Source organism: Cellulomonas denverensis, from assembly GCF_012396125.1.
Classification (GTDB): Bacteria; Actinomycetota; Actinomycetes; order Actinomycetales; family Cellulomonadaceae; genus Cellulomonas; species Cellulomonas denverensis.
On sequence record NZ_JAAXOX010000002.1, the window covers coordinates 482,180 to 508,931 of the forward strand.

Genomic DNA, 26,752 nt, shown 5'->3' on the forward strand with positions numbered 1-26,752 from the left:
GAAACCGGCGCCCGGTCGCCTGGGACTTCGGCGCCAGAGACTGCGTGCCCGGACGCACCGCCTCAGCCGATCAGCACCACGTCCAGCCGGCGCGGACCGTGCACGCCCTCCACCCGGACCAGCTCGATGTCACTGGTCGCGCTCGGCCCGGCGATCCAGGTGGTCGGCCGCTCCGGGTGCTCGCCGAGGATCGCCACCGCCTCCGGCACCGTGCCGACCACCTGGTCCCGCCGCAGCAGGCAGACGTGGTGGTCCGGCACCAGGGTGATCGCGCGCCGGCCCTGGTCCGCCGAGCCGTCCAGGACCAGGACACCGGTCTCGGCGATCGCGAGCCGGGCGCCGGTGACCACGGCGGCCGCCCGGTCCAGGTCGTCGTGGCTCAGCGTGGGTGCGTCGACCACGACCCGGTCGGTGGCGGCGCGGACCGCCCGGTCCCACGCCTCGGGTAGTCCGGCGGGGACGACCACGGTGCCGTCGGCGGGGAGCAGCCCGGCCAGGGTGGTCGCCGGGTCCGGTCCGGCGCGGTGCACGTGGGCGCGGTAGTCCAGCAGCCGGTCGCGGAGCAGGTCGATCAGGGCCGGGGCGCCGGGGTCCAGCTCGGAGCCGGTGCGGTAGCGGCGCTCCGGTGCGGCGGCATCGTCCTCGGTGACCCCGGCCCGGGTCTGGGCGAGCCGGATCCGGGCCAGGATGTCGGTACGGGCGTCCATCAGTCCTCCCCCCGGTGCTCGGCCCACCAGTCGCGGAAGGTCGTCGACGGCGGCCGGGGCACGTCCCGGGTCCGGGTCCAGTTCGACAGCACGGGCAACGGCAGGTGACCGATCCGCTGATGGTGGGCGATCACCCGCCCGAGCCGGCCACCACGGGCGACCGCACCGAACCGGTCACCGTCCTTCAGCACCCGGGAGGCCAGCCGCATCCCGGCGTCCCAGCCGGTGCGGTGCGGATGGGACCGGTTGACCCGCTCGCGCAGGTGCACCAGGGCAGTCGGGATATCGATCTTGACCGGGCACGCCTCGTAGCACGCGCCGCACAGCGAGGAGGCGAACGGCAGCGTCGCGGTGGGATCGTGCGGGTCGGTGGGTCCGGTCTGCCCGGTGCCGAGCAACTGCGGGGTGAGGATGGCGCCGATCGGGCCGGGGTACACCGAGCCGTAGGCGTGACCGGAGGTGTGCTCGTAGACCGGGCAGACGTTCAGGCAGGCGGAGCAGCGGATGCAGTGCAGTGCCTGGCGCCCCACGTCGTCCGCGAGCGCCCGGGTGCGGCCGTTGTCCAGCAGGACCAGGTGGAACTGCTGCGGCCCGTCGCCGGGGGTGATCCCGGTCCACATCGAGGTGTACGGGTTCATCCGCTCGCCGGTGGAGGACCGGGGCAGCAACTGGGCGAACACCTCCAGGTCGCGGTAGCGGGGCAGGACCTTCTCGATGCCCATCACGGTGATCAGGGTGTCCGGCAGAGTCAGGCACATCCGGCCGTTGCCCTCCGACTCGTAGACCGCGACGGTGCCGGTCTCGGCGATGGCCATGTTCGCGCCGGAGATCGCGACCGGGGTGGTGAGGAACAGCCGGCGCAGGTGGGCGCGGGCGGCCATCGCCAGGTCGCGCGGCTCGTCGGTCATGCCCTCGGGGACCTGGTCCATCCGGTTGCGGAAGATCGCCCGGATCTCGGTGCGGTTGCGGTGGATCGCCGGGACCAGGATGTGCGAGGGCATGTCCCCTGCGAGCTGGACGATCAGCTCGGCCAGGTCGGTCTCGGTGGCGGTGATCCCGGCCTCGGCCAGGTACTCGTTCAGGCCGATCTCCTGGGTGGCCATCGACTTGACCTTGACCACCCGGTCGGTACCGGTGTCCCGGACCAGGGCGGTGACGATCCGGTTGGCCTCGGCGGCGTCCCGGGCCCAGTGCACGACTCCCCCACGCGCGGTGACCTGCTGTTCGAGCTGGACCAGGAGTTCGGGCAGCCGGGCCATCGCCTCCCGCTTGATCGCGGCACCGGCCTCACGCAACTCCTCCCAGTCCGGCAGCTCGGCGGTGACCCGCAGCCGCTTGTCCCGGATGGTGTGGGTGGCGTGGTGCAGGTTGGCCCGCATCTGCTCGTTGCGCAGGGTCTGGTGTGCGGCCTGCGGGAAGGACGGCCCCCAGCGCAGCGGGTCGTCCGGGGTGTGCGCCGGCAGCGGGGCGGGCATGCCCAGGAAGGTGGTCATCGGCGGGCCCTCCCCCGGACCTCGGTGCGGTCGATCGGCAGCACCGCCGGTACCCAGGGCCGGTCCCGGGTGGCGGCGAGGATCTCGGCCAGGTGCGCCACGTGCACGCCGGTGCCCTGGCGGGACAGCGCGCCGGCCAGGCTCATCAGGCAGGAGTAGTCGCCGGCGGTGAGCACCTCGGCCCCGGTGCCGACCACATGGTCCACCTTGGCCTGGGTCATCGCGGCGGAGGTCTCGGCGTTCTTCAGCGCGAACGTCCCGCCGAAGCCGCAGCACGCGGTCGCCTCCGGCAGCTCGCGCAGGTCGATGCCGTCCACCGCCCGCAGCAGGCGCAGCGGCCGGTCGCCGACGCCCACGATCCGCAGCGAGTGACAGGTCGGGTGGTACGTGACCGGGTGCGGGAACCAGGCGCCGACCTCGGTCAGCCCGAGCACGTCGACCAGCAGCTCGCTCAGCTCGTAGGTGTGCGAGGCGACCGCCGCCGCGTCCCGGGCCAGGCGGCGGTCGCCCTGCCGGTCGGCGACCATGGCCTGCTGGTGCCGGGCCGACCCGGCGCACGACCCGGAGGGCACCACGATGGCGTCCCACTCCCCGTCCAGCACCGGCGCGAAGGTCTGCACATGATTGCGGATCACCGGCAGCGCCTCCCGGTAGTACCCGGTGTTGACCTGCATCTGGCCGCAGCAGGCCTGGCCCGGCGGGAAGACCACCTGGTGACCGAGCCGTTCCAGCAGCCGGGTGGTCGCCACCGGGGCCTGCGGGAACATCGCGTCGGCGATGCAGGTGGCGAACAGGGCGATGCGCATCGTGCTCCTTCCTGCTCAGCTGATCATGCAGCCGAGGACCGGGGTCAGGAAAGGCGACCAGCGAGCCGGTTGATCACGCCGGTCAGTCCGCAAACGCCGCCAGCTCCCGTCGCAGCAGCGGCACCAGCGCCGGGTCGGTCAGCGACCGGAAGTGCCCCGGCGTCCCCAGCCGCACGTTCCGGGCACCGCGCAGCTCGCTCCCGCCGGGGATGTGCGGGTCGAAGCAGGTCGCCACCGAGACGATCCGGCCGTGGTCGGCGCGCTGGGCCGCGAGCGCCGCCAGCACCTCGTCGCCGGGCAGGAACGCGCGGATCGACCGGAACGGCAGCCACCGGGCATAGGGCGACCCGGCGAAGGGGGTGTTGATCGCGATCATGGCGAGCACCCGGTCGCCGGTGTCCGCGCGCCCCATCACGCTCTTGCCGATCAACCCGCCCTTGGAGTGCGCGACGATCACCACCCCGCGCAGGTCGGCCTCGATCAGCTGGGCGGCGGCCAGGTCGGCCATCTCCGGCACGCTGCCCCGGTTCAGCCCGAACGGGGCGACCACGTGCACCGGGTGACCCGCGGCGAACAGCGCCCGGGCGACCGGCTCCAGGAACCGCCAGGTCTCCCAGACCCCGGGCAGCAGCAGCACCGGCGGGCGGCGGGCCGGATCGGGGTGGGTGTAGGCCTCCGGCGAGGTCCGGGAGGTCAGCCCGCGCAGCTGCCGCCAGCCGGCGTAGGCGTAGTCCTCGGCCCACCAGAGCAGCTGCCGCCCGGTCAGCACGGCTGCTCCCGGACCCACCGGGCGACCAACGGGGCGTGGCTGGCCATCGCGACGTGACCGGCACGCGGCACCTCCCGCACCACGGACCGCGGCGCGAGCTCGCCCAGCCGGCACACCCAGTCCCGGGAACACACAGGATCGTGCTCACCGCGGGCGATCAGGGCGGGGCCAGGCAGCCGGGCGACCGCGACGGCGGTGTCGTAGCCGAACATCTGCGGCAGCATCGCCGAGTACCAGACCGGTCCGGTGCGCAGGTAGTCGGTGGCGACGACGGCGTTCACCCCGGGCGGTTCGTGCAGCCCGTCCCGCAGCAGCCGCAGCCCCTGGCGCAGCACCGACGGTGCCGCCGGGTCCACCACCGGGCCGATCAGCACCACCCGCTCGATCACCTCTGGAGCGCGCAGCATCGCCTCGGCCACCACCTGGGCGCCCATCGAGTGCCCGACCAGCGTGGCACCCTCGATCCGCCGGTTCCGGAGCACGGACAGCACCACCTCGGCCAGATCCCCGACCGCCGGCACCCGTCGCGGCCGGGGACTGCGCCCGAAGCCTGGCAGATCGGGGACCAGCACCCGCCGATCGGTGGCCAGCTCGCGGGTCAGCGCCCGGTAGTACCGCTCGGAGACGCCGATCCCGTGCACCAGCACCACCACCGGGTCGGCCGGGTCACCGCGGTCGGTGACCACCACCCCGGTGTGCGGATCGGCGCCGCGCGGGCGACCGCCGCCCAGGGTCCGGGCCAGGAACCGTCCCGGGTGCCGTCCGGTGGGACGAGAGAGCGAGGGCGGCACGCAGGAGACTCCTTCCGGGTCGGGACGCCCCCGACTCTGACGGACTCCGCGCCGGTCGGCCACCCGGGTCGCGGCACCGGCACCAGGCGGTGACAGTGGGTGCCATGCCCAACCGCCTCGCCCGCAGCACCAGCCCGTACCTGCGCCAGCACGCCGGGAACCCGGTCGACTGGTACGAGTGGGGCGAGGAGGCGTTCGCCGAGGCCCGGCGCCGGGACGTCCCGCTGCTGGTGTCGGTGGGCTACGCCTCCTGCCACTGGTGCCACGTGATGGCGCACGAGTCCTTCGAGGACGAGGCGGTCGCCGCGGTGATGAACAGCCGGTTCGTGAACGTGAAGGTCGACCGGGAGGAGCGCCCGGACCTGGACGCCGCATACATGGCGGCCACCCAGGCGATGACCGGGCAGGGCGGCTGGCCGATGACGGTCTTCGCCACCCCGGAGGGCGACCCGTTCTTCTGCGGCACCTACTTCCCGCCGGTGCCGGTGGGCGGGCGGCCGTCCTTCGGGCAGGTGCTGGAGACGCTGTCCCGGGCCTGGCGGGAACGGCGGGAGGACGTGCGGGCCGGGGCGGCGGAGCTGCTGGCGCACCTGGGCGGCGGGGGCCCGGCGGGCGGGAGCGGGGCTGATCGAACCCGGGCCGGCGGGACCGGGGCAGCCGGTGCCCAGCCGGACGGGACCCCGGGTGCCGGGGACGACGGGGCCGCGCTGGACCAGGAGGCCGTGGCCCGGGTGTCGGATCTCGCCGTCGAGGCCTTGGCCACCGGCTACGACGCCGAGCACGGTGGCTTCGGCGGCGCGCCCAAGTTCCCGCCGTCCACCACCCTAGAGTGGCTGCTGCGCCGGCACGCCCGCACCGGGGACGAGCGCGCCCTGGCGATGGCGACCGGCACGCTGGCGGCGATGGCCCGGGGCGGGATGGCCGATCAACTGGCCGGCGGCTTCGCCCGGTACGCGGTGGACGACACCTGGACCGTGCCGCACTTCGAGAAGATGCTCGAGGACAACGCGATGCTGCTCCGGATCGCCCTGCACTGGTGGCGCAGCACCGGCTCGGACCTGGCCCGGCGGGTGGTCACCGGCACCGCGGACTGGCTGATCCGCGAACTGCGCACCCCGGAGGGCGCCTTCGCCTCCTCCCTGGACGCAGACACCGAGGGAATCGAGGGCGCGACCTACGTCTGGACCCCGGCCACCCTGGACCGGGTGCTCGGACCCGAGGACGGCGCCTGGGCGGCCGAGCTGTTCGGAGTGACCGACCAGGGCAGCTTCGAGGCCGGCACCTCCGTGCTGCAACTGCGCACCGACCCCGCACCGGAGGACGCCGACCGGTTCGCCCGGGTGCGGGCGACCCTGCTGGCGGCCCGGGACGCCCGGCCGCAACCGGCCCGGGACGACAAGGTGGTGGCCGCCTGGAACGGCCTGGCGATCGCCGCCCTCGCCGAGGCCGGCACCGCCCTGGACCGGCCGGAGTGGCAGCAGGCGGCCGTGGACGCGGCGCGGTTGCTGGACACCGTGCACCTGGTGACCGACGACGACGGGCTGCTCCGGGTGATCCGCAGTTCCCGGGACGGCGCACCCGGCACCGCACCCGGTGTGCTCACCGACTACGCCGCGGTGGCCGAGGGCTTCCTCACCCTCGGCGGCCTGACCGGCGACCCGCACTGGACCCGGCGCGGATCGGCCCTGCTGGACACCGTGCTGGCGCGGTTCCGGGCACCCGGGCACGCGTTCCGGGACACCGCCGACGACCGGACCGACCCGGTGGTCGCGCGGCTGGCCGGTCGGCCCGACGTCGCCGACGGCCCCTCGCCCGCCGGGCAGTCCGCGGTCGCCGCCGCCCTGCTCACCCGGGCGGCGCTGACCGGATCGGCCACCGACCGGCAGGCCGCGGAACTCACCCTGGCCGGGCCACTGTCGATCGCGCACCGGCACCCGCGGGCGGTCGCCTGGGCATTGGCGACCGCGGAGGCCGTACTGGACGGACCGCGCGAAGTCGCCGTGGTCGGCCCGGACGGTGACCCGGACCGGGCCGGCCTGGTGCGCACCGCGATCCGCTGCACCGCCCCCGGCCTGGTGCTCGCCCAGGGCGACCCCGCGGACGTGGCGGACGACGCGATCGGGCTGCTCCGGGACCGGCCGCTGGTGGACGGACGCGCGGCGGCCTACGTCTGCCGCGGGTTCGTCTGCGACCGCCCGGTCACCGATCCCGACGCGCTCCGGGCCGGCCTGGCCCGCGCGTAGCCCGCCCACGCACAGCCGGTCCACGCCGAGATTGCAGTCTCCAAGGCGACTCAGGCGATTGAAGGCTGCAAACGTGCCATCTCGGCGACGCAGGGCGGGTGGGGACGGCCGGCGCAGTCTGGACGGGTCGGTCAGCCGTTGCCCTGGCAGGCGTCGGCTGCGCAGCCGGAGACCAGGCTGTTGTCGTGCACGCCCATCGCGACCACGCCCGCGGGTGACCGCGCAGGCACCCGCCCCCACGGTCACGACTGAACAGCACCGACCAGCGTCACACGCCCGACCGCCGCCTGCTCGGCGGGCTCGGGGTCACTCCAGGCCGAGCGACCGCATGCTCTGGTGCAGCGCGTCCGCCGAGGCCCGCAACTGCCGCTCCTCGGCGGCGGTCATGGTCAGGTCGAGCACCTGCTGCACCCCGTGCCGGCCGACCACGCTGGGCACCGAGAACGCCACCCCGCGGGTGCCGCGGTACTCCTCGTGCACGGTGCCGACCGGCAGCACGGTCTGCTGGTCGTTCAGCACCGCCTCGACGATCCGCGCCCCGGCCAGCCCGATCGCGTAGTTGGTCGCGCCCTTGCCCTCGATCACCCGGTACGCGGCCTGGCGCACGCTCTCGGTGATCTCGTCCAACTCCTGGTGGGTGAAGTGGTGCCCGTCCGGGGAGACCCAGTCCAGGATCGGCACCGGTCCGATCCGGGCCTGCGACCAGAGCGCGAAGCCGGTGTCGCCGTGCTCGCCCACGATGTCGGCGTGCACGCTCTCGGTGGAGACCTGGGCGCGGTCGGCGACCAGCCGGCGTAGCCGCGAGGTGTCCAGGGTGGTGCCGGAGGAGAACACCCGGGAGCTGGGCAGCCCGGTGATCTGCTGGGCGGCCACGGTCAGGACGTCACACGGGTTGGTGACGATGCAGTAGACCGCGTGCGGCGCGTGCTCCATCAGCTGCGGCAGCAGGGTCTCCAGCATCCGGACATTGGTGCCCGCCAGGTCGAGCCGGCTCTGCCCCGGGTGCTGCTTGGCGCCGGCGGTCACCACCACGATGTGCGCCCCGGCGACCACCTCCGGGTCGGCGCCGCCGATCACCTGGGCGGCCCCGGTGAACTGGGTGCCGTGCGCCAGGTCGAGCACCTCGGCGTCGACCTTGGGGCCGTTGAGGTCGTAGAGGGCGACGGTGCGCGCCGATCCGCGGATCAGGGCGGCATACGCGAGGCTGGTGCCCACGCTCCCCGCGCCGATGACGGCCAGCTTGGCGTTCTCGATCCGCGACATGCGGGCACGCTACCGCCGTACGCGCCTCAGGGTCACGGCCCGCCGTGCCCGGGCCGCGCTGGTGCGCAGCAGCAGGCCGTCGCGTTCCATCCGTTCCCGGGAGGACCGTGGACTGGGCAGCGCCAGGCTGATCGCGAACGCCCCGCCGCCGACCGGGCCCAGCGCGGCGCCGACCGCCGCCACCCCTTCCTCGGACTCCTCGGTGTTCACCGCGTAGCCGCGCCGGCGCACCCGGCCGAGTTCGTGCCACAGACCGTCCAGCGTCCCGGCACCCGACTGCCCCCACGGTTCGACGCCGTGCGGGTAGAGCGTATTCAGCTCCTCAAGCGACATTTTCGCCAAAATCGCCTTGCCGCCGGAGGTGACGTGCGCAGGCAATGTCGCACCGACCCGCAGCGCGACCCTTCCCGGCCGGTCGCTCTCGATTCCGTCCACGAAGGTGGTCCGGTTACGCCGGAGCAGGCTCAGGTGCACCGTCTCACCGGTCACCTCGTGAATATCCGCCAAAAACGGCCGAATCGCACGAATCACCTCGCCCAGGCTGCGTGGCTCGGGCGCCGGCCGGGGTGCGACCGGGGCGCGCGGACCCCGATACCGTCGACGCTCGTCCTGTTCGGCGAAGCCCCGCCGACTCAGGGTGGTCAACAATCGGTGCGCCGTCGACACCGAGACACCCAGCTCCTGAGCCACATCGCTGACCCCGACACTGTCCCGCTCACCCAGCATGGTCAGGGCGAGCAACGCCCGGTCCACCGCCTCGATCACCGGTGTGCCACGCCGCTCCTCCACCTCGGCTTTCCGCACCACGGAAAACCACCTCCTCGTCCTCGCTCCGCCATGACGCCTAGGACTAACGTCCCACCCGTGATTTGTATCACACAAGTCAAGGGAGACATGTGATGAAAGAGGCCACCCTCATCGGCGGCGGAATCGGCGGACTCACCACCGCTTTGATGCTCGCCCGCCGGGGAATGCGGGTCCGCGTCCTGGAACGCGCCGCGGAATTCGGCGAGGTCGGCGCCGGGCTCCAGCTGGCACCCAATGTCACCCGGGTGCTGGCCCGCTGGGGACTGCTGGACGAGCTGGAGCCGTACGTGGTCCACCCCCGGCGACTGGTCGCCTTCGACGGGGTCAGCGGCGAGGAACTCACCGAGCTGGACCTGGCCGACGCCGAGCGCCGGTACGGCGGTCCCTACATCGTGCTGCACCGCTCCGACCTGCTGACCACCCTGCTGCGGGCCTGCGAACGCGAACCCGACATCGAGCTGCTGCCCGGCAGCCCGGTGGCCGGGGTGCAGGACCAGGGCGAGCGGGTGCTGATCCGGCTGGCCGACGGCCGCGAGCTGACCACACCCGTGCTGATCGGCGCCGACGGCCTGCGCTCGGTGGTCCGGCCCGCCCTGGTGACCGACGAGCCGGTGAACTCCGGGTACGTCGCCTACCGCGGCACGCTCGCCGCCGAGGACATGCTGCCCGGCACCCCGATGGACGAGGTCCGGGTGTTCTTCGCCCCCGGTGCCCACCTGGTGCAGTACCCGGTCCGCGCCGGCGAGCTCTACAACCAGGTCGCCGTCTTCCGCTCGGACAGCTACGCCGCGGGCGCCGAGGACTGGGGCACGCCGGAGGAGCTGGACGCCGCCTACGCGGGCTGCTGCGACCAGGTCACCTCCGCCATCCCGTCCCTGCACCGCAACCGCCGCTGGCCGATGGCCGACCGCGACCCGGCGCCGCGCTGGACCGCCGGCCGGGTGGCCCTGCTCGGCGACGCCGCCCACGCGATGCTGCAGTACCTGGCCCAGGGCGCCGGCCAGGCGATCCTGGACGCCGACGACCTGGCCGGCCGGCTGCCCGGACTGCCCGCCACCCCGGGGACCGAGCAGGTCACCCGGACGCTGGCCGACTACGAGTCCGCCCGGCTGCCGGTCGCCTCGGCGGTGCAGACCGCCGCCCGCGCCTGGGGCGAGATGTGGCACGTCGACGGCCCGGCCGCCTCGCTGCGCAACGAGGCGTTCCGGCTGCGCCGCCCCGACGACTACCGGCACATCGACTGGCTGTACGGCCCCGTGCAGCCCACCGCGGCCGGGCGCATCCCGGACCCGGTCCCCGCATCCCTGGGCAGCTGAGCCCACCCGGCTGGAGGTTGATCATGAGCATCGTCGAGGACACCGGCGACACCGGAACGAACGTGATGATGGGCGAGACCTCGCCCGAGCTGGACGCGATGTACGCCGGCTTCGCGGCCGCGCACCTGAACCCGCTGTGGACCCAGCTCGGCGACCTGATGCCGGAGGTGCCCAGCCCCCGGGCCGTGCCGCACGTCTGGCGCTGGTCGGTGCTGCACCCGCTGGCGGCCCGCTCCGCCGAGCTGGTCCCGGTCGGCCGGGGTGGCGAGCGCCGCGCGATCGGTCTGGCCAATCCCGGGCTCGGCGGGGCCGCCTACGCCACCCCGACCATGTGGGCCGCGATCCAGTGGCTCGGCCCGAAGGAGACCGCCCCCGAGCACCGGCACTCGCAGAACGCCTTCCGGTTCGTGGTCGAGGGCGAGGGGGTGTGGACCGTGGTGAACGGCGACCCGGTGCGGATGAGCCGCGGCGACTTCCTGCTGACCCCGGGCTGGAACTTCCACGGCCACCACAACGAGACCGACGAGCCGATGGCCTGGATCGACGGGCTGGACATCCCGCTGGCGCACTCCATCGACACCGGGTTCTTCGAGTTCGGTTCGGAACGGGTCACCGACTACGCCACCCCGAACTTCTCCCGGGCCGAGCGGCTGTGGGCGCACCCCGGCCTGCGCCCGCTGTCCGGGCTGCAGGACACCGTGAACTCCCCAATCGCCGCCTACCGCTGGGAGCACACCGACCGGGCGCTGACCGAACAGCTGCTGCTGGAGGCCGAGGGCAAGCCCGCCACCGTCGAGCAGGGCCACGCCGGGGTCCGGTTCGTGAACCCCACCACCGGCGGCGACGTGATGCCGACCCTGCGCGCCCAGTTCCACCGGCTGCGCGCCGGGACGGTCACCCCGCCGCGCCGGGAGGTCGGCTCCTCGGTGTTCCAGGTGTTCGAGGGCGACGGGTCGGTGGTGCTGGACGGCACCGAGCACCAGCTGGCCACCGGCGACATGTTCTGCGTGCCGTCCTGGTGCAGCTGGTCGTTGCAGGCCGACACCCAGTTCGACCTGTTCCACTTCAGCGACCACCCGCTGATCGAGAAGCTGCACCTGGACCGGGTGCTGATCGAGGGCGGTGACCGGTGAGGTTCAGCACGATCCGGCTGCCCGAGGGCGGCACCCGCGCGGTCCGGGCGATCCCCGACCCCACCCTCAGCCGCGGCACCGGCCACCCGCTGGACGGCTGGGCCGGCGAGCTGCTGGACGCCCCCGACCTGGACGGCCTGATCCGGGAGGGCCGGCTGACCACCGCCGCCACCACCGGCGAGCGGATCGACCTGGGCGGCGCCGACCTGGCACCGGTGATCGGCCGCCCGGGCAAGATCGTCTGCGTCGGGCTGAACTACCGTAGCCACATCACCGAGATGGGCCGGCCGATCCCGGACCACCCCACCCTGTTCGCCAAGTACCCCGAGGCCCTGATCGGCGCGCACGACCCGATCGCCCTGCCGCCGGAGTCCGCCCAGGTCGACTGGGAGGGTGAACTCGCCGTGGTGGTCGGCAGCCGGGTGCGCCGGGCCTCCCCGGACCAGGCCCGGGCCGCGATCGCCGGCTTCGCGGTGCTGAACGACGTCACGATGCGGGACTGGCAGTACCGCAGCCCGATGTGGCTGGCCGGCAAGACCTGGGAGAACAGCACGCCGATCGGACCGCTGCTGGCCACACCGGACGAACTGCGCCCGGAGGCCGAACTGGTCACCACGGTGGACGACCGCGAGGTGCAGCGGATCCGGATCGACGACCTGGTCTTCGACCCGGCGGCGCTGATCGCGGACATCTCCACCATCGTCACCCTCAACCCCGGCGACGTGATCGCCTCCGGCACCCCCGGTGGGGTCGGCCACGCCCGGCGGCCCGCCGAGTACCTGCGGCCCGGGCAGGTGCTGCGCACGTCGATCACCGGACTGGGCGGCCAGGTGAACCGGGTGATCGCCGAGCCGGTCACCCCGGGCTACGGGAGTGCGACATGACCGCGATGACCGAGCACGAGGCGGCCGAGGAACTCCGGCAGCGACAGGGCACGGGCGCCCGGTACGACGACCCGGCGGCGCCGGCGACCACGCTGTCCTGGGCCCGGCGCGGCACCGCCTACTTCGCCCGGCAGCTGAACACGCTGACCGACGCCGAGCTGGACCAGCCGAGCCTGCTGCCCGGCTGGAGCCGGCGGCACCTGATCGCCCACGTCGGCTACAACGCCCGGGCGCTGGCCCGGCTGGCCGAGTGGGCCCGCACCGGGATCGAGCACCCGATGTACACCGGCAGGCAGCAGCGGGACCGGGAGATCGCCTTCGGGTCGACGTTGCCGAGCCGGGCGCTGCGATTCCTGTTCCTGCACTCCGAGGTGCACCTCAACGTGGAGTGGCGCGACCTGCGCGGCGCGGAGTGGGAACAGGAGGTGCGGACCGTCCAGGGCCGTGCGGTGCCGGTGCAGGAGACCGCCTGGATGCGCACCCGGGAGGTCTGGGTGCACGCGGTCGACCTGGACGCCGGCGGCTCCTACCTCGACTTCCCACCCGAGGTGCTGGACGCCCTGCTCGGGGACGTGATCGCCGCCTGGGACCGCCGGGAGGAGGCGGTGTCCCTGGTACTCGACCCCACCGACCGGGTGCACCGGGTCACCGTCGGCGACGCGGGTGGCCCGGTGATCCGCGGCCGCACCGCCGACCTGGTCCGCTGGCTGACCGGGCGCGGTGCCCGGCGGCTCACCCTGGCCGGTGGCACCGAGGTGCTGGACCGGGCCGACCTGCCCGCCCTCCCGCGCTGGTTCTGACCCCACCGAAAGGACATCGATGTCCTCCGTCACTCTCCCCCGCCGGTCCGCGCTGGCGCCGGTGCTGATCGCCTGGCTGTTCGTGGTCTTCGACGGGTACGACCTGATCGTCTACGGAACCGTGCAGGCCACGCTGCGCGCCGAGTGGTCGATGGGTGCCGCCGAGGCCGGCACCATCGGCTCGCTCGCCTTCCTCGGCATGATGGTCGGCGCGCTGGTGGTCGGCCGGATCTCGGACTCGATCGGCCGCAAGCGGGCGATCCTGGCCTCGGCGATCGTGCTGTCGGTCTTCACCACCGCCTGCGCCCTGGTGCACGCACCCTGGCTGTTCGGCCTGCTGCGGTTCCTGGCCGGTCTCGGGCTCGGCGGGTTGGTGCCGAGTGCGAACGCGCTGGCCGCGGACCTGATCCCCCGGCGCTGGCGCGGCGCGGTGGCGACCCTGATGATGTCCGGCGTCCCGCTCGGTGGCTCCGCGGCGGCGTTGATCGGCCTGGGCGTGATCGACCGGTGGGGCTGGCGGCCGATGTTCGCCTTCGCCCTGATCCCGCTGCTGGTCCTGGTGCCGGTCGCGATCCGGGTGCTGCCCGACGACCGGCCCCGCAGCCGGCCGGTGGTGCACCGGGAGCACGCCGCCGGGTTCCTCACCCTGCTCCGGCCACCCTTCCTGGCCATCTCGGTGCTGTTCGCGGTGGCCACCGTGGTCACCCTGACCGCCTGGTACGGCCTGGGCACCTGGCTGCCGAACCTGATGCAGGAGGCCGGCTACGACCTGGGCTCGGCGCTGCTGTTCGCCCTGGCGCTCAATCTGGGCGCGATCGTCGGCTCGGTGGTCACCGCTTGGGCGGGCGACCGGTTCGGCACCGTGCGGACCGCGGCGGTCGCCGCCGGACTGGCCGGTGGTGCCCTGCTGCTCCTGCTGACCGGCCCGTCGGTGGGGATGGTCTACCTGATCCTGGTGCTGGCCGGGATCGGCACCCACGGCACCCAGTGCCTGATCATCGCCGCGATCTCCACCTACTTCCCGGACAACCTGCGCGGCACCGCCCTCGGCTGGGGGCTGGGCATCGGCCGGATCGGCGCGGTCGCCGCACCCCAGGTGGGCGGCTGGCTGCTGGCCGCCGGACTCGGCGTCAACTCCAACTTCCTGCTGTTCGGCGGCTGCGCACTGGTCGCCTGCCTGGTGCTGATCGTGATCGCCACCCGGTTCCGGGCCCGCTACGACGACCCGGTGCCCGCGGTCCTCGCCACCACCACCCCCCGCCGCTGAACCGGCACCCCCCCCCCCCCGAGCGAGAGAGAGGCCATGACTCCCACCTCCCCCCTGCCCCCCGTCCCGGTCACCGACGTGTTCGGCGGACCCGCGCCCACCCTGCGGCACCCCGGCCTGGCCGCCTGGGTCGAGGAGATGACCGCCCTGACCCAGCCGGACGCGGTGGTCTGGTGCGAGGGCTCGTCGGCGGAGTACCACCGGCTCTGCGACCAGTTGGTCGACCAGGGCACGTTCATCCGGCTCAGCCGCCCGAACAGCTTCCTGGCCCGCTCCACCCCGGACGACGTGGCCCGGGTCGAGGGCCGCACCTTCGTCTGCCCGGAGCGCGAGGAGGACGCCGGGCCGTCCAACAACTGGCGCGAGCCGGCGGCGATGCGGGCGGAACTGGACGACCGGTTCCGCGGGGCGATGACCGGGCGCACGCTGTACGTGGTGCCGTTCGCCATGGGGCCGATCGGCTCCCCGCTGACCCAGATCGGGGTGGAGATCACCGACTCGCCCTACGTGGTGGTCAGCATGCACCTGATGGCCCGGGTCGGCCGGGAGGCGCTGGACAGCCTGGGCACCGACGGGGAGTTCGTCCGGGCGATGCACTCGGTCGGCCGGCCGCTGATCGCCCCCGACGGCAGCTGCCGCCCGGATGTGCCCTGGCCGTCCCACCCGGACAAGTACATCGTGCACTTCCCGCAGGACCGGGAGATCTGGTCCTTCGGCTCCGGGTACGGCGGCAACGCGCTGCTCGGCAAGAAGTGCTTCGCGCTGCGGATCGCCTCCGCGATGGGCCGGGACGAGGGCTGGCTGGCCGAGCACATGCTGCTGCTGCGGATGACCACCCCGGACGGCCACGACCTGCACCTGGCCGGCGCTTTCCCGTCCGCCTGCGGCAAGACCAACCTGGCGATGATCCGGCCCACTCTGCCCGGCTGGACCATCCGCACCCTGGGCGACGACATCGTGTGGATGCGGCCGGGCGGCCCCGGCACCGACGGGCGGCTGCGGGCGATCAACCCGGAGGCCGGGTTCTTCGGCGTGGCACCGGGCACCGGGCCGGACAGCAACCCGGTGGCGGTCGAGATGATCGCCCGGGACACCATCTTCACCAACGTCGCGCTGACCGACGACGGCGACGTGTGGTGGGAGGGCCTGACCGACCAGCCGCCGGCCCACCTGATCGACTGGCGCGGCCAGGAGTGGACCCCGGACTGCGACCGGCCGGCCGCGCACCCGAACAGCCGGTTCACCGTCTCGGTCCAGCGCTGCCCCACCCTGGACTCCGCCTGGGACGACCCGGCGGGGGTGCCGGTGGACATCGTGCTGTTCGGCGGCCGCCGGGCCACCACCGTGCCGCTGGTCGCCGAGGCGCCGACCTGGGAGCGCGCGGTGTTCGCCGGGGCGACCATGGCCTCCGAGCGGACCGCCGCCGCCGAGGGCACGCTCGGTCAGGTGCGCCGCGACCCGTTCGCGATGCTGCCGTTCTCCGGCTACCACCTGGCCGACCACTGGACGCACTGGCTCGCCCTCGGCGCCCGGCTCGGCCCCCGCCGCCCGCGGGTGTTCCAGGTCAACTGGTTCCGGCGCGGCGCCGCCGGCCGGTTCCTGTGGCCCGGCTTCGGGGAGAACAGCCGGGTGCTCGCCTGGATCGCGGACCGGGTGCTGGACCGGGCCGAGGCGGTCGAGACCCCGGTCGGACTGGTCCCGGCGCCCGGCGCCCTCGACATCACCGGCCTCGACCTGCCGCCCGGCACCCTGGACCGGCTGCTCGACGTGGACCTGGAAGCCTGGCAGCAGGAGGTCGCGGCGGTCCGGGAGTTCTTCGCCGGGCTCGGGGACCGGGTGCCGCCGGAGCTGACCCGGGAACTCGACGCACTGGAGCGGCGGCTCGCGGCTCGCTGACTCCCGGGGCGGCGTGCACCCTGGTCCGCATGTCGACGACACCCGCCCCGCGCCAGCTCCGCCTGATCATCGAGACCGACGACGTCGATCAGGCGCTGACCTTCTACCGCGACACCCTCGGCATGCCCGAACAGGCGGCCTTCGCCACCTCCGGCGACGACCGGGTGGCGATCCTGCACGCCGGGATCGCCACCATCGAGCTGGCCAGTCCCGCGCACGCCCGCGCCATCGACCAGGTGGAGGGGATGCCGCCGGCCACCGGGCCCACGCTCCGGCTGGCGCTGGAGGTCGAGGACACTGCCCAGGCGGTGGCCGCCGCCGAGTCCGCCGGGGCCGAGGTGCTCGCGCCGCCGGTCCGGACACCGTTCCGGTCGCTGAACGCCCGGGTGCAGGGGCCGGCCGGGTGGCAGGTGACCTTCTTCCAGGAGTTGGAGACGCTGGCGGAGCGGCAGGAGCGGCCGGGCTTCACGGTGGACGACCAGCGGCCGCGCTGAGCGGGACAGGAGACGACGGGACCCGGACACCCCTGGGGTGTCCGGGTCCCGGTGCGAGGACTCAGGCCTGCGACCGGCGACGGAGCAGCACCCGGGCGCCGACCGCCATCCCGGCACCCGCGACCGTGGCCAGGCCACCGATCAGCAGGCCCATCGACGGGTCGGCACCGGTGGCGGCCAGCGTGCTGGTCGGGCTGAGCGAACCGGTCCCGGCGGCCACGTCGACCGGGGTGACCGTGACCGGGGCGGCCGGGTCCGGCACCGCGGCACCCGCGGGCAGCTCGAGCACGTGCAGCAGCAGCGAGTACACCTCGCCGCTGACCGCGCCCTCGAAGTACAGCAGGTAGTCCGCCGGGACCATGTCCGCCGGCACCTGGTAGGCGTAGCTCAGGCTGCCGTCCGCGGCGGCGGTCAGGGTGAGGGTGTCCACCGCGACCCCGGCCGCGTCGAAGACGAACAGGGTGATCTGCTCGCCCGCCTGGTAGGCACCGGCCGGAGCCAGGGTGGTGACGGTCTCACCCTGGTACAGGGTCTGCTCGTAGGTGCCGGCCGGGGTGACGGTGTCCTGCCAGACCTGGGTCACCGTCTCGGCCTGGGTCAGCACCACCGGGCTGACCGACAGAGTGGCGGCCGCCTCCATCATGGCGCCCACGGTGTTCTGGTAGGCGACGCGCAGGCCGACCACGTTGGTGCCCTCGGTGAGCCCGTCCACCAGGAACGTCCCGTCCGCGGCCGGAACGAAGGAGGCCTGGGCGCCACCATTGAGGTTGTAGGTGTAGGTCACGTCCGCGGCCATGCCCGGGTACTCGGTGCCGGAGCTGTCCAGCCCGATCACGTCGTTGATGGTCAGCACCGCGGAGTACACCCCGGAGGAGTGCCAGGGCTGGGACATCGGGTTGATCACCGCGTCCACCGTGAGACCGTTCAGCTCCACCCCCACCGGGGCGACCCGGGCCGCCGGGCCGGTCGGCGTCGTCGCCTCGGCCGCCGGGGTGGCGGCCGGGCTCTCGGCCACCTGCACCTGGTCGCCGGACTCCGCGGCCGGATCGGCGGCCTCCTCCTGCTCGGCCGCCACCTCCGCCGGGGACTCGGCCGCCTCGGTGGTGGCCTCGGCGTCGGGCTCCACCGCCTGGGTGTCACTCACCTCCGCGGGGGTCGGCTCCGGGGCGGCCTCGGCCGCGGCGACACCGGCGCCCAGGGGCGCGACCAGCATCGTCGCGATCAGCGCACCCCCAGCGCGTGCGGTACGAACCTTCATCACTCAGTCCTCCGTCGGCCCGGCGGCCGGGCATGGTTCCGGGACGGACGGGGATCAAGGGCGTCCCCGTCGCCGCCCGCGTCCCGGCTGGTCCGGGCCGGACCAGCCAGAGCCGTGGGCGGGTCGACGGTAGGGGTCACCGGGACCGGCCTGTGCCGATCCTTTGCGGTATACGTGCTGCTCAGTGGCCATTCGCGGGGTTATCAACCTCAGTCGCGGGGTGCCCACCCGGGTTCGTGGGGCCACCGCTGTCGGCGATCAGCCGGGTGATGTGCAGGACCAGCAGCAGCTCGTCCTGCTCGTCCAGCTCCTCGCCCAGCCGGTCGCGCAGCAGGACGGCGATCCGGTGGGCGCACCGGGCCACCTCCGGCCGGCGGTCGGCCAGCGGTCGGAGGAAGGCGGTCAGGGTCGGATCGGGCCCCGTCGCCCGGTGCCGGCCGACCAGGTGGTGCATGTGCGCGGCGAACCGGGCGACCGCCGGGTGCCCGGCCGGCACGCCGGTGCCCAGCCGGTCCTCGATCAGGGCCAGCGACTCGGCGACCACCCGGGTCAGGTCCAGGGTGGCGCCGACCGAGGTGGTGCCGAGCTCTGCGTTGACCAGGTGCAGCGCGATCGGGATCGCCTCCACCTCGGGCAGCAGGACCCCGGTCTCCCGCTCGATCAGCCCGAGTGCCGACCGGGCGAACCGGACCTGCCCGGGGTAGAACGCCTCGGTCTCCCAGCGCAGCGGGTAGTCGATGGTCACCCCGGCCCGGGCCCGCTCCAGTGCGCCGTCCAGGTGGTCGGCCAGCGGGACCACCAGGCGCTCGGCGAGCTGGTCGCCGAACTCCTGCCCGGCGGTGTCCCCGATCGCGGTGGCCAGCGCGACCACCTCGGCGGGCAGGGTCGCGATCCGGGCGGCGAGCCGGTCCGCGCTGTCCGGGTCCGCGGCGACGAACAGCCGCTGCACCAGGGCAGGGTCGACCGTGCCACCGACCGGCACCAGGAAGGCGATCCCCCGGCCGGTGGCCACGCAGTCCCGTCCCTGGTCGTCGGTGCAGAGCACGACGCTGTTGTTCAGGACCTTCCGGACGACGAGCATCTGCGCACCGATCACCGATCCTGGTCGAGGCTGGCGCCCCGCGAGGCGATCACCTCGCGGTACCAGTGGAACGAGTCCTTGCGGATCCTGTCCAGGGTGCCCTCGCCCCGGTCGTCCTGGTCGACGTAGATGAAGCCGTAGCGCTTGGACATCTGCGAGGTGCCGCAGGAGATCAGGTCGATCGGCCCCCAGGAGGTGTAGCCGATCACCTCGACCCCGTCCGCGATCGCCTCCCGGACCTGCAGCAGGTGCCGGCGCAGGTAGTCGATCCGGTAGTCATCGTGCACCCGGCCGTCCGGCTCCAGCACATCCTGGGCGCCCAGCCCGTTCTCGACCAGGAACAGCGGCACCCGGTAGCGGTCCCACATCCGGTTCAGCGAGATCCGCAGCGCCACCGGGTCGATCGGCCAACCCCACTCGGTCAGCTCCAGGTGCGGGTTCTTGGCCCCGCCGACGAAGTGCCCGACCTCGGCATCCGCACCCGGCCGGTCCTGGGACAGGTGCGACATGTAGTAGCTGAACGCCACGAAGTCGACGGTGCCGTCCCGCAGCACCTGGTCGTCGCCCTCTGCCACGTCCAGCCGGATGCCCTGGTCGGCCAGGTAGCGCCGGAGGTAGCCCGGGTACTCCCCGCGCACCTGCACGTCGCTGTAGAACAGGTTGATCTGGTCGTCCTTGAGCGCCCGGAGCGCATCGGCCGGGCGGGTGGAGGCGGCGTAGTACTCGTGCCGGTTGATCATGCAGCCGATCCGGGCCTCCGGCGGCAGGATCTCCCGGCCGGCCCGGACCGCGAGCGCGCTGGCCAGGAACTGGTGGTGCGAGGCCTGGAACGCCACCTCGCGCACCGGCCGGTTGCAGCGCTCGGCCAGCACCCCGGCGCCGGTGTAGACGCTGACCAGGTTCATGTTCATCTCGTTGAAGGTGATCCAGTACGGCACCGTGTCCCGGTACCGGCGGAACACCGTGGTGGCGAACCGGACGAACGGGTCGATCAGGTCGCGGGAGATCCAGCCGTTGTACCGGCGGACCAGTTCCACCGGCATCTCGTAGTGGGACAGGGTGACCACCGGGGTGATGCCGTGCCGGGCCAACTCGTCGAACACCCGGTCGTAGAACGCCAGCCCGGCCTCGTTCGGCTCCTCCTCCAGCCCGGTCGGGAAGATCCGCGGCCAGGAGATCGAGATCCGCAACGTGGTGAAGCCCATCTCGGCGAACAGTGCGATGTCCTCGGCGTACCGGTGGTAGAAGTCGATCCCCCACCGCTTGGGGTGCGGCCCGGTGTCCTGGCCGGCCAGCGCCCGGTCGAACTCCTCGGCGGTGACGTCGAAGGTGAAGTTGTCCGCACCATTGGGCACGTCGGCCCGGTGGAAGGCGAGGTCCGAGGTGGACAGCCCCTTGCCGTCGGCGTCGAAGGCGCCCTCGATCTGGTTGGCCGCGGTCGCACCGCCCCACAGAAAGGACTCCGGGAAGGTGCGGGTGATGTCGGTCATGTCAGTGAGCTCCTCGGGTGGTGTCGATGGCGGGATGTCCGTCGATGGCGGGCAGGGTGAGCAGCGGGTTGCCGGTGGCGACCTCGGTGGCCCCGGTGGCGGGCCGGACCTCGCCGATCAGGGCGGCGTTGGTGATCACGACCGGGGTGACCGGGCTCAACCCCGCGGCCTCGATCCGGGCCCGGTCGAAGCGGATCAGCTCCTGGCCGCGGGTGATCCGGTCGCCCTGGGCGACCAGCGCCCGGAACGGCGCACCCTCCAGTCCGACGGTGTCCAGGCCGATGTGGATCAGCACCTCGGTGCCGCCGGTGCTGCGCAGCGCGAGGGCGTGGGCGGTGCCGGGCAGCACCTCGACCGTCCCGTCGAAGGGCGCGACCACCACGTCACCGGTCGGGTCGACGGCCACGCCGGGTCCGAGCAGCCCGTCGGCGAAGGTCGGGTCGGGCACCTGGGCCAGCGGCAGCACCCGGCCGGCCAGGGGGGCGGCCAGCGTCCCGACCGGCTGGTCCGGCTCGTCACCGGCCGGTTCCGGCTCCGGACGGCAGAAGGCGAGGGTCAGGCCGAAGGCGATCGAGAACGACAGCGCGACGGCGACCACCGCGTGCAGGATGTTGGCCGGGTGGTCGGCGTTGACGTACAGCGGCAGTGAGGCCAACCCGGGGACCGCGAAGCCGAAGCACTTCAGCCCGAACAGCGCCGCGTACCCGCCACCGACCGCGCCACCGGCGAGGGTGAAGTAGAACGGCCGCTTCAGCCGCAGGGTGACGCCGTAGATCGCCGGCTCGGTGATGCCGAGGAAGGCCGGCAGCCCGGTGGAGATCGCCAGCGACCGCAGCCGCCGGTGCCGGATCGCCACCGCCATGGTCGCCCCGGCGGTCGCCAGGTTCGCGACCAGGTTGAACGGCAGCAGGATCACGTCGTAGCCGCGGCTGGCCAGGGTCTGGAAGGTCGCCGGGAAGAAGGCGTAGTGCATGCCGGTGAGCACGATCAGCGGCATCAGCCCGCCCAGCAGCGCCCCGGCGAGCACCCCGCCGTGGTCGAACAGCCACAGACTGCCCTCGCTGAGGTAGCCGCCGGCGTAGTGCCCGAGCGGTGCCAGGACCACCAGCACCACCGGGATGGTCACCACCAGGCTGACCAGCGGCACCACCACGATCCGCAGTGCGGGCGGGATCACCCGGGTCAGGCCGCGGTGCACCCAGCTGAGCAGGTACACCCCGAGGATCGGCGGGATCACCGCGCTGGAGTAGGTGACGAATGGCACCTGCCACGGCCCGAAGGCCAGACCCTCCGCCCCGCCCTCGCCGATCAGGGCCGCGCCCTCGACCAGGGTCGGGTACAGCAGGGCGGCCGGCACCGCCATCGACAGCGACAGGTCGGTGCCGAACCGCTTGGCGGCGGAGGCGGCGACCAGGAACGGCAGGAAGTAGAACGTGCCGTCCGCGACGATGTCCCACACCGCGGCGACCTCGCCGCCCTCGGTCAGCCAGCCGAGCTGCACCAGCAGCGCCAGCACCCCCTTGAGCAGCCCGGCACCGACGATCGCCGGCAGGATCGGGGTGAAGATCCCGGACAGCGTCTCCAGCAACAGGTCGGCGATCCGGCGTGGCCCGAACCGGGCCCAGCCCCGGCGGGCGGTCGCCGGGGCGTCCGCGGTGGCCGCCGACTCCCCCAGCCGTGCCGCCAGCGCCCGGTACTCGCGTTCGACGTCGGTGCCGATGATCACCTGGAGCTGGTCGCCGCTGAACTGGGCGCCGGCCACCCCGGCGGTGTCGCGCAACCGGTCCAGGTCGACCCGGGCCCGGTCCCGGACCGTGAACCGCAGCCGGGTGATGCAGTGCCATGCCTGGACGACGTTCTCCGGTCCGCCCACGGCGGCCAGCACGGCCTCCGCGCGCTCGGTCCCGGATCCGTTCCGCGTGCTCATCCGATCCTCCTTGATCGTGTCGAGCCTGATCGTGTCGAGGCAACAAAAAAGACCCGGGTCCCGCGTCGTGCGATCGCTCAGCACGACTCGGATCCCAGGTCTCGCCCGATGTCTCGGTTACGGCCTGATGGCTTCGTCGGGGCACACGGTAGCCAGTACCGGGACCCGGCGGCAAGGGGGTCTGGGTGCCGCAGCACTCACCGAGCACCGCACACCTGTCGCATCCCGGCCGCGCTACCCAGACGGTTCATCCGGTTTCGGGCGAGGCGGGCGGCAGTCGTTCGTGCACATGCGTTCAGGCCCCTGGCCAGGACTTTCGTCACCCACCTACCGTCCGTGAGGCTCCGGGTCGCCCGGAATCAGCCGTCTCAGCCGCGCACCATCCGTTCCATCCGCGACGACAAGGGATTCGATGACGAACTCCGCCGCCCACCCGACCAGCCGCCGACGGTCCTGGCTCGCGGCGCCACCACCGGCGCCCCGGTTGCCGGAGACCGAGGTGCACCGGCGCTACCCCCGGCTGCGGGTCCAGGTCTTCACCGGGATCTTCCTGGGCTACGCCGGCTTCTACCTGATCCGGAACAACATCCCGCTGGTCGCCACCCTGCTGATCGACGAGGGCCGACTCAGCACGGTCGGCGTCGGCTTCGTGACCAATGCGGTGTTGATCGCCTACGGGCTGTCCAAATTCTTCAGCGCGATGCTCTCCGACCGGTCGAACGCCCGGTACTTCCTGCCGATCGGCCTGGCGCTGTCCGCGGTGGCGAACCTGGCGCTGGCGTTCATCCCGGTGCTGTCCGCGACGCTGGCCGCCTTCGCGGTGACCATGTTCATCAACGGCTGGGTGCAGGGCATGGGCTGGCCGCCCAGCGGGCGGGTGCTGGTGCACTGGTTCTCCACCAGCGAGCGCGGGCTGAAGACCGCGATCTGGAATGTCGCGCACAACGTCGGCGGGTTCTTCGTCGGGGTGCTGGCCGCCGCCGGGCTGCACCTGACCGGCGACGACTGGACCGCGGCATTCTGGCTGCCCGCCCTGGCCGCCCTGGCGGTCGCGGTGATCGCGTTCCTCACCATCCGGGACACCCCGGAGTCGCAGGGCCTGCCGCCGATCGAGGAGTACCGCGACGACCCGCCGAAGGTCGCCCCCGACCACGAGTCCGAGGCCGGGATGAGCTACTGGCGGATCGTGGTCAAGCACGTGATCACCAACCGGACGATGGTGCTGCTCGCGCTGGCCAACGTGTTCGTCTATGCGCTGCGCTACGGGATCCTGAGCTGGACGCCGGTGTACCTGGCCACCCAGCGCGGCGCCTCGCTGTCCGGTGGGATCGCCGGGTTCTCCGTGTTCGAGCTGGCCGGGATCGTCGGCACCATCCTGTGCGGGGTGGTCTCGGACCGGGTGTTCCGCGGCAACCGCTCACACACCGGCATCGCGTTCATGCTCGCGGTGGCCGGTGCCACCGCGGTCTACTGGCTCACCCCGACCAGCACCCCGCTGTGGGTGTCGCTGGTGACGGTGGCGGTGATCGGCGGCCTGATCTACGGCCCGGTGATGCTGATCGGGCTGCAGGCGCTCGACCTGTCGCCGCGGCACGTCGCCGGGACCGCGGCCGGCTTCACCGGGCTGTTCGGCTACGTGCTGGGCGCCACGCTGGCCTCCTCCGGGATCGGCCTGGTGGTGGAGCACTTCGGCTGGAACTGGACCTTCGGGTTGCTGATCGCCTGCTGCCTGGTCACCGCCGGGTTCCTGGCGCTGGTGGACACCGACGAGCGGCGGCTGCTGGCTGCCCGGGCCCAGCACTGAGCGGTGGCGGCGCCCCGGGGGGCCCGGGGCGCCGCCCTCGCTCAGGCCCGGGTCAGTTCCCCGTCCGCCGGGCGCGGGATCAGGAAGGAGGTCGCCAGGGCCAGGGCGACGAACACCAGCCCGACCACGATCCCGGCCAGGTACCCGGAGGTGGAGTCGCCGTCCGGGCTGACCAGGAGCTGGACCGCGGGCAGCACCGCGAAGCTCACCCCGGCGCCGAGGTTGAACGCCCCGGCGTTCAGGCCGGGCAGCACCCCGGGGTTGTCCGCCGGGGCCAGCACCACCCCGAGGCCGTTCAGCATGATGTTGCTGATCCCGGCGTAGGTCATGCCGAGGAACACCGTGGTGGCGATCAGCACCGGCAGCGAGTGCAGGCCGAGCAGCGCCATCACCAGCATGCCGACCGCGGTGCCGGCCAACCCGATCCGGAGCACCGTGCGATAGCCCCAGGTCGGCGCCAACCGCCCGGCGAACGGCCCGACCGCCCAGCCGACCAGCGCGTACGGGGTCAGGAACAGCAGCGAGGCGGTGTCCGCGCCGAGCCCGAAGCCGATGTCGCCGTTCTGCGCCAGCGACATCACCAGCCCGTTCACGGTGGCGAACACCCCGGTCATGGTCAGCAGGGTGGTCAGCAGCACCGCCCAGGTGGACCGGCGGCGCAGGTGCGCCGGGGCGATCATCGGCTCGGCCTGCCGCTTCTCGACCAGCCAGAACACGATCAGGGCGACCAGCGCCCCGACCAGCAGGCCGCCGACCAGCAACCAGTTCGCGTCCGTGGTCTTGCCGGCCTCGTTCAGCCCGGTCAGCAGCAGCGCGATCGCCAGCACCAGCGGCGCCACCCCGATCCAGTCCATCCGGGTGCCCGCCGACGGCCGGGACTCCGGCGCCCAGCGGGCGACCAGCACGGTGCCGATCACCGCGACCACCGCGATGGTCCAGAACACCGAGCGGAAGCCGTAGTTCGCGGCCAGGAACCCACCGGCCAGCGCGTCGACGCCCGCGATGCCCCCGTTCACCGCGGTGACCACGCCCATCAGCGTGCCGTAGGTCTTCGGGTCGGCGATCTCGTGCCGGAGCATGATCAGGCACAGCGGCACCACCGGTCCGGACACGCCCTGGATGATCCGGGCGACGTACAACACCTCCACGGTGGGGGCGAGTGCGGCCAGCACGGTGCCGACCGTCATCACCGCCAGCATCCAGGTCAGCACCCGCTTGCGGCCGACGATGTCCGACAGCCGGGGCAGGAACAGGGAGAACAGTGCGGCACCGGTGAAGAACATGGTCTGCGACAGCCCGATCGAGGCGTCGTCGGTGCCGAGTTCGTCCGCCATGGTGACCAGCACCGGGCTGAGCATCGAGGCGTTCAGCTGGAAGGCGACGCAGGCGGCGAGCAGCGCCGTCATCAGGGGCGCCAGGCGCACCCGCGGGGCGGTGACGGTCACGGCCGGACCTCCCCGATCCGGACCAGCGCGTCGGTGACCAGATCCCAGAACCGCTGATGGTCCAGGTCCACCGCCACCGAGGTACGGCAGTCCTCCGGCGCGGGCGAACGGAAGTCGGCGACGGTCATGCCGAGGGTCAGGGTGCCGGTCAGCTCGATGTCGACCGGCACGGTGCGGGTGGTCATCACCTCCGGGTCGATCACGTAGGCGACCGCACACGGGTCGTGCACCGGCGGGTGCTCGAAGCCCTGCGCCTCCTGGTACATCTCGCCGAAGAACTCCAGCAGTTCGACCACGAACCGGGCCGGGCCGGTGCCGATCTGGGCGATCTGCTCCACCACCTCCGGGGTGGCCAGCGCCTGGTGGGTCAGGTCGAGGCCGACCATCACCACCTCCCAGCCGGCGTTGAACACGATGTGCGCGGCCTCGGGGTCGATCTTGATGTTGAACTCGGCGACCGGGCTCCAGTTGCCCACGTGGTAGCCGCCGCCCATCAGCACCACCCGGCGGACCCGCTCGATGATCCGCGGTTCCTTGCGGGCGGCCAGGGCGATGTTGGTCAGCGCGCCGGTCGGCACCAGGGTGATGGTGCCCGGGTCGTGGCTCATCACGGTGTCGATGATCAGGTCCACTGCGTGCCGCGGGTCGAGTGCCAGCGACGGGGCCGGCAGCTCCGGGCCGTCCATCCCGGATTCGCCGTGGATGTCCGGGGCGGTCTCCACCTCGCGCACCAGCGGGCGGTCCGCCCCGGCCGCGAACGGGATGCCGGTGATGTCCGCGATCCGCGCGACCGCTCGCGCGTTGCGGGTGACCTTCTCCAGGGTCTGGTTCCCGGCGACCGTCGTCACGGCGAGCAGGTCGATCGCCGGGCTGCCGTGCGCCAGCAGCAGGGCGATCGCGTCGTCATGACCGGGGTCGCAGTCGAGAATGATCCGTTCTGCCATCAGGGGGTGCCTCCACGTCATCGGGGAGCCGGTCGGCGACCGGCACAGGGTGCGACTCCGGGATCCCCCTACCGCGCGGTGCGGCGCTCGGGGGTGCGGTCGACCCGGTGTGCGCGCCGATCATGGCCCGGCTC

22 protein-coding genes are annotated in these 26,752 nt (G+C 73.1%); 9 read left to right on the forward strand and 13 right to left on the reverse strand.

Annotated features, from left to right (window positions below):
* Nucleotides 1–62 precede the first annotated feature (62 nt).
* From HGA03_RS06255 to HGA03_RS06275, 5 genes are all read right to left on the reverse strand, one after another.
* The gene (locus tag HGA03_RS06255; RefSeq protein ID WP_168629365.1) at nucleotides 63–707 is read right to left on the reverse strand and encodes a LutC/YkgG family protein; all 645 of its coding nucleotides are present in this window, start codon (nucleotides 705–707) and stop codon (nucleotides 63–65) included.
* Nucleotides 707–2,200 (reverse strand): lactate utilization protein B, encoded by a 1,494-nt coding sequence (locus HGA03_RS06260; protein WP_168629366.1) that lies wholly within the window; start codon nucleotides 2,198–2,200, stop codon nucleotides 707–709. The genes HGA03_RS06255 and HGA03_RS06260 overlap by 1 nt, the downstream gene beginning before the upstream one ends.
* Entirely contained in the window at nucleotides 2,197–3,006 is an 810-nt protein-coding gene (locus tag HGA03_RS06265; protein WP_168629367.1) for a (Fe-S)-binding protein, read from the reverse strand. The genes HGA03_RS06260 and HGA03_RS06265 overlap by 4 nt, the downstream gene beginning before the upstream one ends.
* Before the next feature lie 82 nt (nucleotides 3,007–3,088).
* Nucleotides 3,089–3,775 carry an esterase/lipase family protein gene (locus HGA03_RS06270; RefSeq protein WP_168629368.1) on the reverse strand — a complete coding sequence of 229 codons (687 nt, stop codon included), beginning with the start codon at nucleotides 3,773–3,775 and terminating at the stop codon, nucleotides 3,089–3,091.
* Nucleotides 3,769–4,566 (reverse strand): alpha/beta fold hydrolase, encoded by a 798-nt coding sequence (locus tag HGA03_RS06275; protein ID WP_168629369.1) that lies wholly within the window; start codon nucleotides 4,564–4,566, stop codon nucleotides 3,769–3,771. Before HGA03_RS06275 ends, HGA03_RS06270 begins: the two co-directional genes overlap by 7 nt.
* A 104-nt stretch (nucleotides 4,567–4,670) precedes the next feature.
* On the opposite strand from HGA03_RS06275, the gene HGA03_RS06280 reads away from it, so the two are divergent.
* A complete protein-coding gene (locus HGA03_RS06280; protein WP_168629370.1) occupies nucleotides 4,671–6,809 on the forward strand; it encodes a thioredoxin domain-containing protein in 2,139 nt (712 codons plus the stop codon).
* Between the two features lie 306 nt (nucleotides 6,810–7,115).
* Here the strand turns inward: HGA03_RS06280 and HGA03_RS06285 are convergent, their stop codons facing one another.
* Nucleotides 7,116–8,072 carry an L-lactate dehydrogenase gene (locus HGA03_RS06285; RefSeq protein WP_168629371.1) on the reverse strand — a complete coding sequence of 319 codons (957 nt, stop codon included), beginning with the start codon at nucleotides 8,070–8,072 and terminating at the stop codon, nucleotides 7,116–7,118.
* A gap of 9 nt (nucleotides 8,073–8,081) precedes the next feature.
* Complete coding sequence (locus tag HGA03_RS06290) at nucleotides 8,082–8,879, reverse strand: IclR family transcriptional regulator (RefSeq protein WP_168629372.1); 798 nt, start codon at nucleotides 8,877–8,879, stop codon at nucleotides 8,082–8,084.
* Between the two features lie 92 nt (nucleotides 8,880–8,971).
* Between HGA03_RS06290 and HGA03_RS06295 the strand changes: the two genes are divergently transcribed.
* The 7 genes from HGA03_RS06295 to HGA03_RS06325 are packed head-to-tail and all read left to right on the forward strand — an operon-like array spanning nucleotide 8,972 to nucleotide 16,669.
* A complete protein-coding gene (locus HGA03_RS06295; protein WP_168629373.1) occupies nucleotides 8,972–10,195 on the forward strand; it encodes an FAD-dependent monooxygenase in 1,224 nt (407 codons plus the stop codon).
* 23 nt (nucleotides 10,196–10,218) lie between these two features.
* On the forward strand, nucleotides 10,219–11,328 hold the full coding sequence (locus HGA03_RS06300; RefSeq protein ID WP_168629374.1) for a cupin domain-containing protein: 1,110 nt from the start codon (nucleotides 10,219–10,221) through the stop codon (nucleotides 11,326–11,328).
* Nucleotides 11,325–12,212 (forward strand): fumarylacetoacetate hydrolase family protein, encoded by an 888-nt coding sequence (locus HGA03_RS06305; RefSeq protein ID WP_168629375.1) that lies wholly within the window; start codon nucleotides 11,325–11,327, stop codon nucleotides 12,210–12,212. Before HGA03_RS06300 ends, HGA03_RS06305 begins: the two co-directional genes overlap by 4 nt.
* Nucleotides 12,209–13,012 carry a maleylpyruvate isomerase family mycothiol-dependent enzyme gene (locus HGA03_RS06310; RefSeq protein WP_203767703.1) on the forward strand — a complete coding sequence of 268 codons (804 nt, stop codon included), beginning with the start codon at nucleotides 12,209–12,211 and terminating at the stop codon, nucleotides 13,010–13,012. The genes HGA03_RS06305 and HGA03_RS06310 overlap by 4 nt, the downstream gene beginning before the upstream one ends.
* 19 nt (nucleotides 13,013–13,031) lie before the next feature.
* On the forward strand, nucleotides 13,032–14,279 hold the full coding sequence (locus HGA03_RS06315; protein WP_168629376.1) for an MFS transporter: 1,248 nt from the start codon (nucleotides 13,032–13,034) through the stop codon (nucleotides 14,277–14,279).
* A gap of 36 nt (nucleotides 14,280–14,315) precedes the next feature.
* Nucleotides 14,316–16,175: a phosphoenolpyruvate carboxykinase (GTP) gene (locus HGA03_RS06320; protein WP_168629377.1), complete on the forward strand. Its 1,860-nt coding sequence runs from the start codon at nucleotides 14,316–14,318 to the stop codon at nucleotides 16,173–16,175.
* Nucleotides 16,176–16,204: 29 nt separating this feature from the next.
* Nucleotides 16,205–16,669, forward strand: coding sequence for a VOC family protein (locus HGA03_RS06325; RefSeq protein ID WP_168629378.1), 465 nt, complete (start codon nucleotides 16,205–16,207; stop codon nucleotides 16,667–16,669).
* Between the two features lie 61 nt (nucleotides 16,670–16,730).
* On the opposite strand, the gene HGA03_RS06330 is transcribed toward HGA03_RS06325, so the two are convergent.
* The 4 genes from HGA03_RS06330 to HGA03_RS06345 all read right to left on the reverse strand — a co-directional run bounded on the left by HGA03_RS06330 (nucleotide 16,731) and on the right by HGA03_RS06345 (nucleotide 22,425).
* A complete protein-coding gene (locus HGA03_RS06330; protein ID WP_168629379.1) occupies nucleotides 16,731–17,927 on the reverse strand; it encodes a hypothetical protein in 1,197 nt (398 codons plus the stop codon).
* Between the two features lie 181 nt (nucleotides 17,928–18,108).
* Nucleotides 18,109–19,008 carry a PRD domain-containing protein gene (locus HGA03_RS06335; protein ID WP_168629380.1) on the reverse strand — a complete coding sequence of 300 codons (900 nt, stop codon included), beginning with the start codon at nucleotides 19,006–19,008 and terminating at the stop codon, nucleotides 18,109–18,111.
* Between the two features lie 11 nt (nucleotides 19,009–19,019).
* Nucleotides 19,020–20,498 (reverse strand): glycoside hydrolase family 1 protein, encoded by a 1,479-nt coding sequence (locus HGA03_RS06340; protein WP_168629381.1) that lies wholly within the window; start codon nucleotides 20,496–20,498, stop codon nucleotides 19,020–19,022.
* A gap of 1 nt (nucleotide 20,499) precedes the next feature.
* Entirely contained in the window at nucleotides 20,500–22,425 is a 1,926-nt protein-coding gene (locus tag HGA03_RS06345) for a glucose PTS transporter subunit IIA (protein WP_168629382.1), read from the reverse strand.
* Between the two features lie 412 nt (nucleotides 22,426–22,837).
* Here HGA03_RS06345 and HGA03_RS06350 point away from each other — a divergent pair, with 412 nt between their 5' ends.
* The gene (locus HGA03_RS06350; RefSeq protein ID WP_168629383.1) at nucleotides 22,838–24,229 is read left to right on the forward strand and encodes an MFS transporter; all 1,392 of its coding nucleotides are present in this window, start codon (nucleotides 22,838–22,840) and stop codon (nucleotides 24,227–24,229) included.
* A 41-nt stretch (nucleotides 24,230–24,270) separates the two neighbouring features.
* Here HGA03_RS06350 and uriT read toward each other — a convergent pair whose 3' ends face one another.
* Together uriT and uriH are read right to left on the reverse strand one after the other, a co-directional pair.
* On the reverse strand, nucleotides 24,271–25,674 hold the full coding sequence (gene uriT, locus HGA03_RS06355; protein ID WP_444542209.1) for a uridine transporter UriT: 1,404 nt from the start codon (nucleotides 25,672–25,674) through the stop codon (nucleotides 24,271–24,273).
* Nucleotides 25,671–26,618, reverse strand: a complete 948-nt coding sequence (gene uriH / locus HGA03_RS06360; protein WP_168629384.1) for a uridine-preferring nucleoside hydrolase UriH — start codon at nucleotides 26,616–26,618, stop codon at nucleotides 25,671–25,673. Before uriH ends, uriT begins: the two co-directional genes overlap by 4 nt.
* Nucleotides 26,619–26,752: the final 134 nt, after the last annotated feature.